The sequence below is a fragment of the Algoriphagus machipongonensis genome (assembly GCF_000166275.1).
GTDB classification, from domain to species: Bacteria; Bacteroidota; Bacteroidia; order Cytophagales; family Cyclobacteriaceae; genus Algoriphagus; species Algoriphagus machipongonensis.
In genome coordinates, this window is sequence record NZ_CM001023.1 from 3,465,895 (window position 1) to 3,481,624 (window position 15,730).

Genomic DNA, 15,730 nt, shown 5'->3' on the forward strand with positions numbered 1-15,730 from the left:
TAGGCTCTTTTGAAAAAAGAGCCTATTCTTTTACTCTAAATTCAATTACTTTTTACTTCCCCTTCCCAATTGACTGCCAAAGAAAAAGGATCCAGAATCTCATCCAGTAAAACAGAAACTTGCAATCTTGTGAGTTGCATTTCTGTTGTAAAACTTCCTTCTAATTCACTTCGCTTCCAAGTTTGCGCTATTTCCAGTAATGGCGTATTAGGTTTAAGTATTTCAACAATTTCTTGAAATCTTTCTCCCGTCAAATAATCTCCAGAAGCTCCCCAATAGTCTTTCAAAGCAGGATAAAGTGGTCTCAGCCCATCTACCAGTTCAAATTCTGTCACCAAACGATCCGGATAAAACCAAGTTTGATTTGCCCATAAATAAGGGACGCCAACTCCTTTTAGAATTCCAGTAGCTCCTATTTTCTGCATGGCTATGAAGTGATTGTCATTTGGGTTCATATCAATAAAAGGCAAAAGATAAGCGCCCTGATTTAGGAGAATTGATTGAACCTCTCTGACGGAAACCGCTTGAAGTTTTTCTTTATTCTTTACCGCTATTGAAGCGAGTACTCCGGCAGCTTGTCCAATGCCCAAAACAACTGGTTGAAGCCGGGTAGCTCCATTGACAATATTAGAAACAGAAATACTTTTCTCCGCCAAAATCAAAGCTGGGTGCTCTTTGGGAATCAAAGCTCCTAGTGGAATGGAATAGGAAGGCACCCTAATCTTCACAAAGTCAATTGCTGGAGCATCCAAGTTCTTTTTATGATGATGGTCAATAGTATAATCACCTACAGCTATTCCTGTTCTAAAAAAAGGTTTTGGTGCTTCATAAGGAGTTCTAACATAAGGTAAAGTGAAGTCAACCATCCCTTCATACCTTCGGGACTCCCTATGATAAGGTATCATAGGTAAATTATCTTCCGTAGGATATTCATCTTCTGCAATTCCTAAATGCTTGTAGCCAAGATCGTGTTGGATATAATAAATGAATCTAAGACTTGCTTGTTTGGCCTTCTCTATTGCATCTTCACGTTCTTGCGGACTCATCTCTACTAAATTCAAATAATAGTCATTCCCACAGTTAGGCCAATTGATCATGTATTTGCCATTGGGTAGTTTTCCATAACTCAGCATTTTATCACAATCCAAAGTAGGTGCATTGTCAGAAATTGGGTCTGCATGTGCACAGGCACAAGCAAACTCATCAGGATCATAATTTTCGGGTTTTGGTATTGTCCTATCTGCCTCCTCTCCATAATCTTGCAAAGTCACCACATAGGTTAGGTCCTGAATGATATCATTGCTCTTTTCAGGCGCAAAACTTTCCCCAATTTCATCTCTCGCATCCATCCCAAGTCGATAGGGTAATCCCTGAGAAGCTGCCACATCGCCCAATTCCGTTGCGTCAATAAGGATAGAAGCCGTCGCTAGTCTTTTCTCTCCATCTTTAATATACGTGACTTCCCAAGTACCTCCTGAGTAATCTGCATTACTCCAATCACTTTCGAATGAAACCGTTAATTTCTCCACTGATTTTACCATGTTTTGGAGGATCTGATTTCCAACTTTTGGTTCAAATAGTGTATTACTTACCCAACCGGTTGCCAATTTATCAGCTCCTCCATAGTATGCTTCCAGTTCAGCTTTGAATTCTCCCCAAATCCCAGAAGGAAGTCGATAATTCCCATCGATTGCAGAAACTCCAGCAGAAGTTAGCATTCCCCCTAGCCATGGAGTAGTTTCTATGATCAATGTTTTGGCACCCAACCTACCTGCAGAAATACCTGCTGCAGTTCCGCTGGCGCCACCTCCCACGATGATTATATCATAACTATCCTGAGCTAAGGCGTAAGAAAGCTGACCTAAACATAAAAGGATTGTTAGTAATGATATGCGAAAGTGATTTTTTGTAATCATGGTTTAATAAAAGGTAAGCAAGCACCAATCAAGGCAGATTTTTCTCCTAATTCAGAAACTTTAATTGGGACTGGGTACCCCATGGTTTCCAGGTATTGAAAAGTGGTCGGGAGGTAGAATTCAGAAGCTAAACTTATTTTTCCACCTAATACTACTGCCTCTGATTTCAATCTAATCAAATAGGGAAATAAAAACTCCCCCAAAGATCTTCCAAAAGTGCTGAAAATATTTTCAACAATGCCCGAGTCTATTTTTTGGGTAAATAAATCTTTCACACCATTGATTTGAAGTCCATATTGATCTTTTGCATAGCTAACAAACCAAGAGGTTCCCAAAAAATCCTCGGCAATTCCACCCCTAAACGGTGCTGTCCACAACTTCCCATCTTTTACTACTTCATTGATTTTAATGGAAGAACCTAAGCCTGTTCCCAGTGTAATTCCAATGGAGTTATCATAGCCTCTGCCCGCTCCTGCATAGCTTTCCCCTTTTAGAAAAGCCTCTGCATCATTAGAGAATAAAATTCGGTCTTTAATAATCCCAAGCTCTTTTGCTAGTAAATCCTTCACGGACTGTTTGTATAATGTTGCCATTTTACCTTGATCCTTGATCAAAGAAATCCCTTTATCATAATCAAATGGTCCCGGCATAGCAATACCCAAATAGAAATCATTATTCGATCCTGCAGCTTGTTTTATAACTTCTGACCAAGAAGAAATAATCTTACCCTTTTCTCCATAGGTATTTACATCTGCTTCAAAAAATTGATGAATAGAGGCTGAGTAATCATCAAGAGCTACCTGAGCGGCAGAAATATGAGATCCTCCAATATCTACTCCTATTAATGGTTTATTCATAGAATGAATTGATAAAACTAATTGGGATAATGTGCCTTACCAATAGGCTATATTTCTTATTGGCAATTAAAATTATTGATAAAAAATGAAAGAGGTTTTGAGTAAACCCAAAACCTCTTTCAAAAATTAGTTATTCATTAAGATTTATTGATCCCACCATACTTTAGTAGTCCAATTATCACCTCCCATATTGGAAATCGCATTGCTAAGTCCCTCAGGGTTGGTAGTGCTCTCAGAAGCAGGATACAATTGTCTCGTTGGAATTTGACCACCAGAGAAGTTTCCAGAATAATTGACTGGAGTTAACTCAGGGTAACCTGAACGCTTCCAGTTATTCCAAGACTCTACAAAATTGGCAAATACTCCAGTAGTTGCCCAAATTTGCTCATTGATCATTTTTAAAGATGATTCTTCACTGCTTGTATCCAAAGGATTTGCAGCAGCAAAAGCAGAGGCAGCTGAGGAAGAAACACTTTCTCCACCGAATTTCCCAATTGACATTAATGCTCCTTCTACACCAGCAGCATAATAAGCAGATGCAGAACCAGGAACACCATATCCTCTTACCGCAGCATCAGCCAATAAAAGCTGAACTTCAGCGTAAGTCAAGATAAACACCGGTGCGTCTCTATCTCTATAAATCGCTGTTGGTCTTGAGTAAGCTCCAATAGGTGCAAGATTATCTCCAGAACCAGTTCCTCCTGGGAAGTTTGGTGCATTGGAAATATCTTTATCACCACCTTTCAGATCATAGCCATTAGGTAAACCAATCTGAACTGCTGGATCATTATTTCCAACCACTGATCCGTCTTTGTTGGCAGCAAGACCTGCTGGAGGCACTTCAGCAACTACAGAAAGTCTAGGGTCATCAGAAGATTTAAGGAAATTAATCAACTTATCAGACCATCTTACCTCATATACATCATCAGTTACGTTTAAGGCATTAGCACTTGAATTGGCATAACCGTTGTTTTGATCAGATACCAAGACTGCTTCATCAGCAGGTGATGCAAAAACTCCGCCTGCTACTGCCTTTTGAACATAAGACTGGGCAGTTGAAGGATCAACGTCAACCAATCTCATAGCCATTCTCAACATGATAGAGTAACCCAATTTTTTCCACTTGCTCAAATCGCCACCATAAAGCACATCATTTCTGATAGGATCAGCAGACTCACTTATTGAACTTAAAGCAGTTTCCAAATCAGAAAGCATCATCATATACGCTTCAGACTGTGTATCATATTTTGGCTGGGTAATTCCTTCTTCAGCCATTAAAGCCTCAGAATAAGGTATATCTCCATAAACATCAGATACAAAAGAAAGTGTCAAGACTTTCCAAATCTCCCCTACAGCAGCAAGGTTTGTAAATCCTTTTTCTTCTGCAAGAGCTTGCATTTGATTCACTCGAGATGCAGCAGAGAAGCCATCGTTCCATACACTTTGTATATAACTGTTGGTACTTCCAGATGCTACATATTTATCCGCATTGGAATAATAGTTTGCACCTCCAGTGGAGGTAGATGCCATCACTTGTACCCACATACTCTGGAATAGGATCGCGCCTGTATATCCAGTCATCATGTTTCCATAATTATAGGAAACAGTAGGTAAAATCAGGTTAGGATCAAACACATTGGATCCTGCACTGTTTGGATTGGTGTTGATATCAGCAAAGTCTCCGTCACAACCAGCAGTAACTAGGAGTAGGCCTGAAATCAATATGGTTATATATTTTTTCATAATTAGTTCAGTTTAAAGTTCAGGTTAAAACCAAATGATCTAGTACTTGGCAAAGCCGTTCCTTCTATACCAGCATAATTGATATTAGAACCAAAGCTTGCTTCAGGATCAATATTCTTGGCTTTTCTCATCAGATATCCCAAGTTTCTGGCTACAAATGAGATGTCCAAACCTTTAATTACTGGAGTATTTCCAAACAATGAAGCTGGTAAAGAATAGCCCAACGTCAATTGTCTTAATTTGATGAAATCACCATCAACCACAGAAGTACTAGTTACATTTTGTGCCAATGCCTTGTAGTAATCTTCTGCTGGAGCAGTTACTCCACCATTGGTAACACCTGATTCTCTTCCTTCTAATGTTACTTGGTTTAATCCTCTGAAAGTCGAGTAGAACTCTGTTGCGGAAAGAACCTTGTTACCATAGTTATAATCAATCAAGAAAGAAAATGAAATCCCTTTGTAATTGAATTCGTTATTCCATCCACCATAAAGAGTTGGAATTACTGTTCCCATATTGATTAATTCTCCACGAACTGGCAGTCCTGCTTCATCCACCATGATGCTACCATCTGAATTGTATGCATAGTCATAGGCTCTGATCTGTGGACCAGCTTCTCCAACAACAAAGGCAGTTACTGCATTTCCTAGAGTAGCTCGGTTTTGTCCTAAGTTGATAGGATTGTTATTCTCATCCGTACTCAAGACTTTATTCTGCACTTTGGTCAAGTTGAAAGAAGTAGACCAAGTGAAATTATTTGTCTGGATTGGTTTACCTGTCACCAATACCTCCAAACCTTTGTTTTCGATAGAACCAGTAGCTACTACAGCACTATTGAAACCAGATGCAATACTTAAGCTCGCATTCATAATCTCATTATTAGTAGTCTTAGTATAGTAAGCCAGATCAAACCCTAATCGGTTATTGAAGAAATTCATATCCAATCCAATTTCAAATTCATCCGTTGTATAAGGCTTCAAGAATAAGTTTGGAAGGGAAGTTGGAGCAGATCCTGCTGGCACACCTGCAAAGGAGTTGGCAGAAGAATAATAGAATTGATTGCTATAAGCAACTCCTGGATCACCACTTGTAACAGCATAAGAAAGTCTTAACTTTCCAAAATCCATAGATGGAATATTCAGGAACTTATCAAACAAGAAAGCTGCAGAAACTGATGGTGAGAAAATACTATTATCATCAGAAACTGGGCTTGTCAATGTACTGTACACATCATATCGACCAGTAGTTGAAAGAGTTAAGAAATCTTTGATTCCGAAATCCAATGAATAGAATCCAGAATGAACTTCCAATTCTGAGAAAGAATATCCTCTTGAGAAAGCCTCTACGTTAAATGGAGAGTAAAGGTATGGTAACACAAAACGGCTACCTCCAACACTTACAGACTCGAATTTATTCTTACGAATATTACCTCCTACTAAGGCATCCATTACCAAACCTTCCGTCAGGTCAACTTTTGCCCCGAAAATACCATCAATATTTAGTTCTGACCTAGTGGATTGACCTCTAGAATTCAAATTACCCTGAAGGTTTGCAGAATATGCCAACCCATAAGGATCAATGCTAAAGAAATCATCATTAGAAACATCATTTCCGATTCTGACCATAGCATAAATATTATCAGTAAAACTATACTTGGTAGACAAAGCAGAAATAGTTCTTTTTCTTCCCAAATCATTAATTCCTTGATTTACAATGAAATAAGGATTTGTTACGTATATATCATCACTGAATACTGTTTCAGCTCCTGTATCGGTATTGTAGCCCGGCGCAAAAATACTTTGACTAACATTAGGTGCTAAAAACAAGAAGTTGTTTGGGTTCTTTGGACCATCACTTAGGTTTGGAATGTTATCAGACTTTTGATCAATGTAATTGACCATAGCTGTCACATTCAACTTATCTGTAATGTTCTGATCTACATTCAAATTCAAACTCAAACGATCCATATCACTATTAGGAACAATTGATTTTGAGTTCAAATTAGAAACAGACATTCTAAAAGAACCGTCTGAACCCAACCCTTTAGAAACTGAAACCGTGTTGGTAAAGTTGGAGCCTGTTCTATAGAATTCTAAATAACCATCATTGGTAGGTGAATAAGGATATTGATTTCCATCAAACCCAATAACGTTACCTCCCATAGGTTCACCCCATGCTAATCTTCCAGTAGTTTGAGCATCGGTAGCTGTAGTTGGTCTTTGACCTCCTGTACCCTGACCATATTCATTTTGGAAATCTGTGAAATCCACAGGGTTTTCCACCATATAGTTAAGGTTATAGCTTGCACTCCAATCACCACCTTTACTACCTGATTTTGTTGTAATCAAAATTACACCATTAGAAGCACGAGTACCATATAGTGCCGATGCTGCTTGACCTTTCAATACAGTCATGGTTTCGATATCATCAGGAGAAAGGTTTCCGATACCGTCTCCATTATCACTTCCACCCCATTGTCCAGCGCCACCTCTTTGGGTATTGTCCATAGGCACTCCATTGATCACATAAAGTGGTGATCCAGAGCCATTTATACTTGGTGTACCTCTCAATAATACCTTTGAAGTACCCCCAGGACCGGAACTGGTTCCTTTTACCACTAAGCCCGCAACTCGACCTGCAAGAGAGTTCGCTACGTTAGTTTCACGCGCTTTTGTCAGGGATTCACTGTCTACTTCAGTCAAAGAATATCCTAAGGTCTCTTTCTCCTTGCTGATACCTAATGCGGTAACCACAACCTCTGAAAGTTCGCTGGCATCCTCTACTAAATTCACATTTAATTCAGTTCTGTTTCCAACAGGAAATTCCTGAGAAGCATAACCGATAAATGAGAAAACCAAAACTGAATTTGGTCCAACAGAAATCGAATACTCGCCATCCACATTGGTGGTAGTACCCGTCTGTGTACTCTTGTCAAGAATAGTAACTCCGGGCATAGGTAAGCCTTCCGCAGTCACAACCCCTTTCAAGATTCTACTTTGACCCTGAGCCAGTGCTACTGCACATAACATCAATGCCAAAGTGAAAGAAATTGATAGAATTTTTCTCATAGTTGGTAATTAATGATTTGAAATGAATTTTATGAATCGACTTATGGCAAATTGATCAAACCCCATTTTTGGCAAAAAAAAGGTCTTTTTACTGAAGAAATAATCCCTTTAATTCGACCATTTTACCATTTATTCATTAGGTAAAACCATTTATAACATAAGTCAATTTGCTAAATCTAGATATTTTGCAAATCAAATAAAAACTATTAAATAATATTTTCTATCAAACAACTGAATGTTTTTATATTTTTTTAATTAAGTGATTAATACCAAAGTAAATTTTACAAGCTAAAAATGGCTAACAATCAAGTTTTGAGAATCTTGGCACTACTTCTGTTATTTTTTGACATAAAAAAAGCCTCCCAAAATTTGAGAGGCCTTTGTTTTATTGTTTTCAGGAATCAATTCATATCCCAGAAAATCTTATTACCCAATATATCTTCTGGCTGTACAACAGCATAATTTTCTGTATTGTAAGATTGCTCAGAACCAGGATATACCCATCTCTGAGGGGGTAAATTCTGCTGATTGGATTTATCTTCCCAAAAATTCAAATCCAATTTATTTAGTCTTCGGATTTCTGTCCAGTTTTCGTTGGATTGAATCACATTAAAGTGAAGCCATTTCTGCTCTGCAATCAAGGTTAGCTTTTCATCCATTCCTGAGGCTGAATCCCAAGCAACAGCATCCATACCTAAATAAGCATTGATAGAATCATCAGTTGGCTCAATTGGTGCTTCCGCTTCTGTATTATTACTGATACCTCTCAAGTATTCATAAAATCCAATCGATTGCTTAATAGACTCCTCGTAATGAGACTTAGCCATTCCATCCTGACCTTCTTTTAAGTAGTATTCTGCAGCCATCAAGTGAACCTCAGCAGCAGTAATAATCACACCTGGGAAATATTGATTTCTACTAATGGTAGATCTATTGTAAATACTCAACGTTTGAGTCAAAACCAATTCATTTTGATCAGTAGCATTCATCAATGGATCAAGTCCTAAATATTCACCTGATTCAGAGTTTGTACCTGGCTCAAACACATAAGTCAATCTTGGATCAGCATTATTAACCATGTGGTCAAGAATTTTTTTGCCTGCAAGGTTACCATCCCAATCTTCTAATCCTGACTGGAACTGATTAGCTGGCATCAAAGTACCTAATGTGTGAATGTTAAACAGGATGTTGCTGTCATTATCCGTAACTAATGGATATTGGCCTGGGTTGGAAAGAATTGTTCCAATTTCGGTTTTAGCTCTTGCTCCTAATTCGCTGGTACCACTTACTCTTGTCAGCATTCTCAATCTTAGAGAATTGATATATCTGATCCATAGATCAATATCTCCTCTATTAATCAAATCCTGTGTATTGAAGTCAGCTTCTGTTGCTGGATTAATAGTCAAAGACCCCATCTCATCTGCAAATCCAGCCAAGTCATCTAACATAGTACTGTAAATGTCTTCGGCCTTATCATAGCTAGCATAAGATTCAGTGTAATCTCCACCATTGATACTTAGCATTCCTGCTTCACTCCAAGGGATATCGCCGTAAATATCAACGATTCGTTGAGTCCGGTCATAGAAATATGTTGCTGCTGCAATCATGAAAACACGATTATCAGCCTGCTCTTCCTGTGACAGCTTACCGTATACTTTTTGAAGCTCTCTATATTGAGCCATGAAGTTATAAAAGACACTCCATCTTTCTCCTACTGCCGCAGAGCCAGGTACATATTGGTTTTCCTCATTTACCCACCCTACGACTTGACTATACCTGTTGGAAGTAATTCTTCTCACTACAAAATAATCTCTATACCCCGGTAGAACATAAAGTCTATTGGAGTGGATCATTCCTGTAAATTGCTTTCCTACTGAAGTTTCAGAAACTTTAGAAGGATCAGTATAATTATCTGCAAAATCTTCTACTGTACAGCTGCTAATTCCGCCAATCAGTAGTGCATATATAAATATTCGTTTGATATTCATTTTCATTCTTTTTTTAAACCTTCTATTAGAATCTAGCATTTAACTTCACACCGAATGTTCTTGTAGCAGGGTTAGTTCCTGCACTAGTCAATGTCTGAGTCCATCTAGATCCACCAGTTAATACTTCTGGGTCTAGATCCTTAATATTTCTATATAAGAAGAACAAGTTTCTACCGAATACGGAAATATTCACATTCGAAGCACCAATTTTATCAGTGATATGTGGAGGTATATTATAGCTTAGAGACAGTTCTCTCATTTTTAGATAATCATTGTCCTGGATATACAATTCATATCTAGACTGGCTATACTGAGGTCCACCCCAGTTATAAGTACTATTGTAATAGATTGCCTGAGAAATCACATTGCTATTGGTAGATCCATCTGCAACTACCCCATCCATCAGCATACCATCGTGATAAACGGTCTCACCATTTGGTCCCTGAGCAGTAGAATGATCTACTTGGACACCCTGACCGTCAGCATTTTGATAGTAAGCTAGACCACCTCTTTCTTCGTTCATGTTGTTCAAACTAGCCTCAGTCAAACCACGACTGATCATCCAGTTAATACCTGTTGGCATTACACTACCACCGATTTGGAAATCCAAAACAGCATAAAGAGAGAAGTTTTTATAAGAAACCTCATTGATGATACCACCTACTGCATCAGGCATAGCATTACCTACCTGAATCCAGTTGTCTGCATCAATTTTATATAGACCGTTTGGCTGTACAATTTTATTTCCATTATCATCTCTTTCAATTGGATGAGCAAAGAAATCCCCCATAGGTCTACCTACAACAGAGCGAAGTTGCGCAGCGTTTCCATCATAATCAGCATGCAATAATTCTGTAGCATTATTAGCTAGCTTTTCAACTTTGTTGACGTTTTTAGCGATGTTTAAAGTCATATTCCAATTGAAATCTGGAGTTTGAACGATCGCACCATTCAAGCCAACTTCAACACCTGTGTTCCTAAGGGTACCAATATTTGTCAATACAGAAGAAGCACCTGATGAATTAGGCAAAGTCAACGGTAAAATTTGATCTCTAATCTGTGCATTATAGTAAGAGATATCTAATCCAAATCGATTATTAAAGAATCTAGTATCCAAACCAAATTCAAATTCATGCTTTTGCTCAGGTTTGATTCCATCATTTCCGAATGAAGAAGATAAATTGGTGTAAAGTACATTTGCACCTCCTGGCTGTTGCTCACCCAATGAGTTTTGGTTGTAAGCAATGTTTGCTCTATACACATCTGGATAGTTACCCACAATACCCCAAGAACCTCTCAACTTGGAAAATGTGATAAACTGAGGCAAAGTGATTGCGTCAGAAATAGCAAAACTTGTGTTTACAGAAGGATAAATGAAAGCATTGTTATCAGGATTCATAGTAGAAACTCTATCTCTACGAATTGTACCTTCTACAAACCAAATGTTCTTGTAATCAAAGTTTACAGTACCCAAAAATGCATCGATCACTCTATTGGTTCGATCAGAGCTACTATTTGGAATATTGGTTGAAGCAACAATATCAAAAAGATTTTCCGTGCTCAAACCTCCATTTGTACTTCTCCCTATACTTCTGAAGCTTTCTCTTCTAGCGGTATAACCTGCCATCGCACTTACCGAGATTTCATCTGTGATACTTTTAGTATATGAAAGTAATAAGTCACCATATAAGATACTGAAAAGCTCTGTGCTCATTCCAAAACCACCTGATGGCCCGAATGCTAAAGGTCTGGTAGAGTAATTACTGTTTTCGTTGTATCTATTCGTAAAGTCAGTCGAAATTCTGGCTCTCAATTTCAAATCATTCGTAATCTGGAAATGGTTCGTTAAACTACCAATCACACGATTACTCTTCTCTGAAGAAAGATTTTTATTTACTCTCCAAGCATAATCAGCAATAGCACTTAAGAATCCACTACCTGTGATATTTTCATCTGGAGTCAAACTCTGACCATTTCCTGTCACGAATCTATATCCTCTAGAAGTTTGATATTTATCTAAGTACCAAGCTCCATTGTCAAAACGCGTCATCATTCCTCCAAAATTGTTGATCATTCGATCAATTGAATAAGGGCGGTTTTTTGTGTTTTGATTGATGTAGTTAATCATCAAATCAGTCTTGATACGCTTACTTACATTATAGCTAGCATTCAAATTGACAATGTTTTTAGAGTTCTTAGAATTCAAACTCAAAGCCTCATTGTCCTGACGAGTTAAAGAAAGTCTAAAGTTTGATTTCTCAGTGGCGTTTGAAATCGCCACATTTATCTGAGAACTGATTGGACTATTAAATAGTGCAGCATAGTTATCTTCCTGTGCATTATAGGGTCTAGAAATACCGTCCCATGCTAGCATTGGCTGACCGTCGAATTCAGGACCGAAATTGTTTGTAGTATTAGGTACAGTTCTGATCCCATCCTCTGTGTAGTTAAAACCATCTTCCGCTTGCCCTAAGTTGGCCACATGATTTGGAAAACCTGGACCTCTTACATTTTGATATCTTGGTAGGTAGGCAATTTCATCCATGGTAACATTGGCATTAAAATCAACCTGCATTCCATCCCTTCCTACTTTACCTTTCTTTGTTGTAATCAATACCACACCATTTACTGCCTCAGAACCATAAAGTGCTGCAGCAGATGCACCTTTCAAAATAGAAATGTTTTCAACATCCGCAGGGTTGATATCCAAAAGTCCATTTCCTCTTAATCGTTGGTCTCCCCAATAATTGTTATTAGAAACTTCCTCATTTCTGATAGGAACACCATCCAATACGATCAAAGGCTGATTCTTACCGGTAATTGAGTTAATACCTCTAATTTGAATGTTTACAGCAGAAGTAGCACCACCTGCACCTGAAGCAATTCTCACCCCTGGAGCTTTACCATATAATGCACTTACCACATTCGGAGTACCTGTTTTAATCAAGTCATCAGAAACAATAGTACTGGTAGCATACCCAAGAGACTTTTCCTTTTTGTCCATACCAAATGCAGTAACAACAAATTCGTCTAATTCACTGGTATTTTCCTCAAGATTTACATTGATCTCAGACTGATTCCCTACAGTTACTTCTTGGGTATCATATCCAATAAAGGAAAAAACTAAAACTGAATTAGCTCCCACCGTAATGGAATACTCACCATCCACATTTGTGGTGGTACCTTTTTGATTCGACTTGTCTAGAATCGTGACTCCAGGCATAGGTAACCCATCCGCAGTCACAACTCCTTTTACGACTCTGTCCTGGGCTTGAGCTATGGCTATCAAACCAAGCATAAACACCAGAGTAAAAGAAATTGATAAAACTTTTCTCATAGTTGGTAATTAAAGGTTAGAAATTATGTTTTTGTTAATTTAATCCTACCACTCCTTCCCTTCTAAAAATCCAATTTTTCAAAATTCATTTCAAAAGATTAAAAGTCTGTTTCTAAAGGTCTTAGCAACAAAAATTACGAGCCTGACCAATATCACAATGGCGAATATGAGGTAAATCTAGAAATATTCGTATTTATTCAAAAAGAATTGTGAAATTTTTTTGCTCAACATCCCTTTATTTATCTAAATTTTTTAAAAAAGACCCTTTGAAGCAATTTTATTTTAACTATTGAAGGTTTCACAGATTTAATATTTCGTTAAGTGTTCAAAAAATTCTCAATTTTTATCAATACTATAGGATAGTTAATAAAGATAAATTAACTCTTCAGCTTTTTTTGAGGCAAAAAAAAGCCTCCCAATCTCTTGGGAGGCTTCTATTTGTTAGAATTGGTTTTGATTATCTCAAAAACAACATTTCTCTATATTTCACTAATGGCCAAGACTCATCATCTACCAATAGTTCCAATTTATCTACTGCATATCGGATCTTGTCAAAATAGGCTTCTTTTACTTCGGTTTGGTAACCTTTTGCCATTTTAACCAAATCAGTCTCTTTGTTTAGCTTCTTACGAGCATCCACCATAGCAGTAATGTCTGCTTTCAATGACTCTACATGCTTCGATATCTCCTTGATAGTTTCTACCGCTGCAGTATGATCTAAACCTAGACCTTTTAATCCATTTGCGTTTTGGATAATTTTATTTTGGTACAAGATCGCTGTCGGAATGATGTGATTCAATGCCAAATCACCCATCACTCTACCTTCTATCTGAACTTTCATCATAAAGTTCTCCAAAAGAATTTCGTGACGTGCATGAAGCTCCACTTCATTCATTACATTATGTCTTTCGAAAAGCTCCTTGGTCTTTTTGGCTGAATATACATCCAAAGCCATTGGAGTAGACTTCAAGTTAGACAATCCTCTTTTCTCAGCTTCAGCTGCCCACTCATCAGAGTAACCATCACCTTCGAATCTTACCTTTTTGCTATCCTTGATGTATTTTCTCAACACATTTACGATCGCAATTTTCTTCTCCTTACCGGAACTCATTTCTTTTTCGATGTCCTTGGCCATATCGGTCAATACATCAGCAACGATTACGTTCAATGCAGTCATTGGACCAGCAACGTTTGCCTGAGATCCTACTGCACGGAATTCGAATTTGTTACCTGTAAATGCAAATGGTGAAGTTCTGTTTCTATCTGTATTGTCAAGAATGATTTCAGGAATCTTAGAGATACCTAATTTCATGTACATGTTATCACCCTTCTCGATCTTAAGGTTTCCGTTTTTCTCCAATTCGTCAAGAACCTCAGTCAAGGTAGCACCTAAGAATACAGAGATAATAGCTGGAGGAGCCTCATTCGCACCTAATCTAAAGTCATTACCAGCAGAAGCAATACTTGCTCTCAATAGATCAGAATGATCATAAACAGCTTTGATTGTCGCTACTAAGAAAGTTAAGAACTGAAGATTCTCTCTAGCAGAATTACTTGGCTGGAATAAGTTGACACCAGTATCAGTGATCAATGACCAGTTATTATGCTTACCACTTCCGTTTAAGCCAGCAAATGGCTTTTCGTGAAGAAGTACTTTTAAATCATGTCTTTCAGCAACTTTCTCCATCACATCCATCAACAATTGGTTGTGATCAGTCGCCTTATTAATTTCTTCAAACAATGGGGCCACCTCAAATTGTCCAGGTGCTACCTCATTGTGTCTGGTCATTACAGGAATTCCCAATTCTAGAGCTGCGATTTCAAAGTCAACCATGAAATCTTTTACTCTTGTAGGAATAGAACCAAAGTAATGGTCATCTAATTGCTGACCTCTAGCTGGACTATGTCCATAAACAGTTCTTCCTGCCATAACCAAATCAGGTCTTGCAGCATACAGCGCTTTGTCTATAACAAAATACTCTTGCTCAACACCCAAAGAAGGCTGTACTTTCTTTACGTTTCTGTCAAAAAGCTGACAGATTTTGATTGCAGCTTCATTCACTGCATCCATAGACTTCAATAAAGGAGTCTTATAATCTAGAGCTTCTCCAGTATAAGAAACAAAGATTGTAGGAATACAAAGTGTATTTTCAAAGATGAAAATCGGAGAAGATGGATCCCATGCAGTATATCCTCTAGCTTCAAAAGTTGATCTGATACCTCCATTTGGGAAAGAAGATGCATCTGGCTCTTGTTGTACCAAAGCACTTCCCTTAAACTTTTCTAGACCACCAAGCGCATCGTAAAATGAATCATGCTTTTCTGCGGTGGAACCTGTCAATGGTTGGAACCAGTGAGTATAGTGAGTGACACCTTTGGCCATAGCCCAGGTTTTTACAGCGGATGCTACTTCTTCAGCTGTTGAATTGTCAATCTTGGTCCCTTTATCGATAGCCTCCATAACTTTCTTATAAACGCTAGGAGCTAAAGACACCTTCATTTGAGAGATACCAAAAACATTGGTCCCAAAATAATCTGAGATTTTGTTAGATGGTGCTTTAACAGCTACTCGCTGTCTCGCCTGCACCATTGACAAGGCTTGTTGTCTAAGTGTTGCCATTTCTACAATTTGTGGTTTAAAATTATATGTACAAAAATAGGAAAATACTGATTCGAAAATGAAAACTAGTAATATTTGACCTCATTTTTTAGAAAATTTACAGTTTTATCAAAAAACAATGGTCTTTTTCATAGCAATTCGGTGAAATTACTGATTTTTCGACTTCAAATTGGAAAATTGAAAACAAGGATAGATTACTTA

General features: G+C 37.9%; 7 protein-coding genes. All 7 read right to left on the minus strand.

Annotated elements, in window-relative coordinates:
• Positions 1-41 precede the first annotated feature (41 nt).
• Entirely contained in the window at positions 42-1,916 is a 1,875-nt protein-coding gene (locus ALPR1_RS14565) for an FAD-dependent oxidoreductase (protein ID WP_008201806.1), read from the minus strand.
• Positions 1,913-2,773: an ROK family protein gene (locus ALPR1_RS14570; RefSeq protein WP_008201807.1), complete on the minus strand. Its 861-nt coding sequence runs from the start codon at positions 2,771-2,773 to the stop codon at positions 1,913-1,915. The genes ALPR1_RS14565 and ALPR1_RS14570 overlap by 4 nt, the downstream gene beginning before the upstream one ends.
• A 144-nt stretch (positions 2,774-2,917) precedes the next feature.
• Positions 2,918-4,516, minus strand: coding sequence for a SusD/RagB family nutrient-binding outer membrane lipoprotein (locus ALPR1_RS14575; RefSeq protein ID WP_008201808.1), 1,599 nt, complete (start codon positions 4,514-4,516; stop codon positions 2,918-2,920).
• A gap of 2 nt (positions 4,517-4,518) precedes the next feature.
• Positions 4,519-7,584 (minus strand): SusC/RagA family TonB-linked outer membrane protein, encoded by a 3,066-nt coding sequence (locus ALPR1_RS14580; protein ID WP_008201810.1) that lies wholly within the window; start codon positions 7,582-7,584, stop codon positions 4,519-4,521.
• 401 nt (positions 7,585-7,985) lie between these two features.
• Complete coding sequence (locus ALPR1_RS14585) at positions 7,986-9,572, minus strand: SusD/RagB family nutrient-binding outer membrane lipoprotein (RefSeq protein ID WP_050776428.1); 1,587 nt, start codon at positions 9,570-9,572, stop codon at positions 7,986-7,988.
• A gap of 25 nt (positions 9,573-9,597) precedes the next feature.
• The gene (locus ALPR1_RS14590) at positions 9,598-12,909 is read right to left on the minus strand and encodes a SusC/RagA family TonB-linked outer membrane protein (protein ID WP_008201812.1); all 3,312 of its coding nucleotides are present in this window, start codon (positions 12,907-12,909) and stop codon (positions 9,598-9,600) included.
• Between the two features lie 457 nt (positions 12,910-13,366).
• Complete coding sequence (locus tag ALPR1_RS14595; protein ID WP_008201814.1) at positions 13,367-15,529, minus strand: glutamine synthetase III family protein; 2,163 nt, start codon at positions 15,527-15,529, stop codon at positions 13,367-13,369.
• Positions 15,530-15,730 lie beyond the last annotated feature (201 nt).

What these genes read in the sequence shown, in the direction of transcription:
- ALPR1_RS14585 (WP_050776428.1), bottom strand. Translation starts at nt 9,572, where the DNA reads ATGAATATCAAACGAATATTTATATATGCACTACTGATTGGCGGAATT.
- ALPR1_RS14575 (WP_008201808.1), bottom strand. Translation starts at nt 4,516, where the DNA reads ATGAAAAAATATATAACCATATTGATTTCAGGCCTACTCCTAGTTACT.
- ALPR1_RS14595 (WP_008201814.1), bottom strand. Translation starts at nt 15,529, where the DNA reads ATGGCAACACTTAGACAACAAGCCTTGTCAATGGTGCAGGCGAGACAG.
- ALPR1_RS14580 (WP_008201810.1), bottom strand. Translation starts at nt 7,584, where the DNA reads ATGAGAAAAATTCTATCAATTTCTTTCACTTTGGCATTGATGTTATGT.
- ALPR1_RS14570 (WP_008201807.1), bottom strand. Translation starts at nt 2,773, where the DNA reads ATGAATAAACCATTAATAGGAGTAGATATTGGAGGATCTCATATTTCT.
- ALPR1_RS14565 (WP_008201806.1), bottom strand. Translation starts at nt 1,916, where the DNA reads ATGATTACAAAAAATCACTTTCGCATATCATTACTAACAATCCTTTTA.
- ALPR1_RS14590 (WP_008201812.1), bottom strand. Translation starts at nt 12,909, where the DNA reads ATGAGAAAAGTTTTATCAATTTCTTTTACTCTGGTGTTTATGCTTGGT.